Here is a 1230-nt window from a genome sequence, read left to right on the forward strand (position 1 = left end):
GTCTTAACGCCGAACCGCGTCTATCTTATATTATTGAGCTTCTTCGGGAGCTGTTTCAACTCACGGACAAAACCAAATTCCGGGTTCTGGCCTATGTTCTTTCGATGGCGATCGTCGAAGCGGAGGATACTTATCGAAAGAACACAGGCGAGCGGGGCGAGGCATAAACGCTGCCGGCTGCTCTTGCAGATCAGGCTGGACGGTTCTTGGCGGCAGGATAGCTTCATCAGCGCGGCTGCCTGGCGACAAGCGTTGAAGGGCAGCAGATCATCGATATCGACGTCCTCGGCACGCTGGGGCAATTCGGTAAGGACGTGCCGCAACCAGGCTAACGGCTCGACGCGTGAGGCGCGGCAGGTCAGCATCAGGCTGTAGACGACGGCACTGGCCTTGGCTCCATCCACGGTGTCGCTGAACAGCCAGCTCTTTCTGCCGGTGGCAAAGATTCTGATGTCACGTTCGAGAAGATTGTTGTCGATCGGCATGTGGCCGTCTTGCGCGTAGCGCGTCAGATATTCCCATTGGTTCAGGGTATAGGACACGGCATCGCCGAGCTTGCTGTCCGGCAGGACTTTTGGGGCGATTTTATCGAGCCATTGCTTGAGGGCGTTCAGGACGGGGATGCTGTGTTGCCGGCGGAAGCGGCGAATGCATTCATCTGGCGTTTCGCCTTTGCCCGGCTTTTCGTCCCGCGCCTGGCCTTCGATCCGGTAGAGCTGCTCGAAGAACCGGAGCGCCTGCTCCGGCGGCCCGCCGCCCTTCTTCCTCGCCTTGAGGGCGTCGACAAAGCGCCGCCTGGAGTGGGCCATGCATCCGATGTGGGTGGCGCCTTCCAGCGTGCGCCAGGCGGAATAGCCATCGCTCATCACGATGCCGCGGTAATCGCCGAGGAAGGCCTGCGGGTGTATCTGGCCGCGGCCCGGCTGATAATCGAGCAACACGATCGGCTCGCCACTGTCCTCGCCGCTCCGGTAAGCCCACATATGGGATGTGCTGGTGGCCTCTCGATCCTTTTCTTTCAGCACCTGAACCGTCGTCTCGTCGCCATGGATGAGCGGCTGCGCTCTGAGCCGCAGCTTCAGCGCGTCATAGATGCGGGAGAGGTGCTTCTCGCTCGAGCCGATCACCCAATGGCCCAGAGCGCCGCGGCTGACGGGAACCCCGGCGCGCTCGAAGACCTGCGCCAGGCGGTAGAGCGGGGTGCCGTCGACATATTTATGAACCAGCGCG

The 1230-nt window shown here is 61.1% G+C and carries 1 pseudogene; it reads right to left on the reverse strand.

Features of this window, described 5'->3' with window-relative positions:
• Positions 1-230: 230 nt before the first annotated feature.
• Positions 231-1230: pseudogene (tnpC, locus tag C7477_RS18655) on the reverse strand (IS66 family transposase); the annotation flags it as partial.

The organism is Paramesorhizobium leguminum (genome assembly GCF_003217235.1).
GTDB classification, from domain to species: Bacteria; Pseudomonadota; Alphaproteobacteria; order Rhizobiales; family Rhizobiaceae; genus Paramesorhizobium; species Paramesorhizobium leguminum.